Annotated in this window: 1 protein-coding gene; it reads right to left on the bottom strand. The window is 74.2% G+C overall.

The features are described 5' to 3' along the window. Window positions 1-1,138, bottom strand: a 1,138-nt coding sequence (locus tag PUR56_RS38900; RefSeq protein ID WP_329952449.1) for an acyltransferase domain-containing protein, incomplete at both ends; no start/stop codon positions are given.

The raw sequence follows: 1,138 nt of genomic DNA, 5'->3' as shown, positions 1-1,138 counted from the left end.
CCGCAGCCGCGACGTCTTCCAACCCCGCTCCGAGGCAAGATCCGCGATCCGCACGATCTCTTCCTCGGCACCCGACACGACCACCGCGGCCGGCCCGTTGACCGCCGCCAGGTCGATGTCCGGGAACGCCCCGCACACCTCCCCCTCCGACGCCCCGACCGCCAGCATCGCGCCACCCGACGGCAGCGCCTGCATCAACCGGCCCCGCGCCGCCACCAACTTCGCCGCGTCCGCCAGGGAAAGAACCCCGGCAGCGTGGGCGGCGGTGATCTCGCCGACCGAGTGACCGGCCACGACGTCCGGCGTCACACCCCAGGAGCGCACGAGCGCGAGCAGCGCCACCTCCACCGCGAAGATCGCCGGCTGCGCCGAACCCGTCCGGTCCAGCGACTCCGCGTCCAGCCCGTGCAGCGCCAGCCCCAGCGCCTCGCACGCCTCGTCATAGGCGGTCGCGAACACCGGGAACGCCTCCGACAACCCGCGGCCCATCCCGACCCGCTGCGACCCCTGACCGGTGAACACCACCGCCAGAGAGGTGGGCCGGACCTCGGCCGCGGGCTGCGCGGCGGCGAGCCCCGTGAGCAGCTCGTCGCGGTCGGCGGCCAGCACCACCGTGCGCCGGGGCAACGTCGTCCGGTGGGCGAGCGTCCAGGCGACATCGGGCACCGAGGCGTCCGGGTGTGCCAGCAGGTAGCTGTGGAGCCGCTCGACCTGCCCGGTGAGGGCCCGCTCGCTCGCGGCGGTGAGGACGACCGGGGTCATCGGAAGCACCGGGAGCGGTGCCTCGTCCGACGCCGTCGCGGAAGCCGGTGCGCCCGACGGGGCTTCGAGGATGACGTGGGCGTTGGTGCCGCTGATGCCGAACGAGGACACCCCGGCCCGGCGCGGCCGGTCGGTCGCGGGCCAGTCGCGGGCCTCGGTCAGCAACTCCACCGCACCCGCGGACCAGTCCACCTGGGACGACGGCGCGTCCACGTGCAGCGTGCCGGGCAGCACGCCGTGGCGCATCGACTGCACCATCTTGATGATGCCCGCGACACCGGCCGCCGCCTGCGTGTGACCGAGGTTCGACTTCACCGACCCCAGCCACAGCGGAACGCCGTGACGACCCTGACCGTAGGTGGCGAGGAGCGCCTGG

The organism is Streptomyces sp. BE303, assembly GCF_036290945.1.
In the GTDB taxonomy this organism is placed as follows: domain Bacteria; phylum Actinomycetota; class Actinomycetes; order Streptomycetales; family Streptomycetaceae; genus Kitasatospora.
Note: the sequence above shows the minus strand (reverse complement) of the source record. Positions and strands in the feature narration are given on the sequence as shown.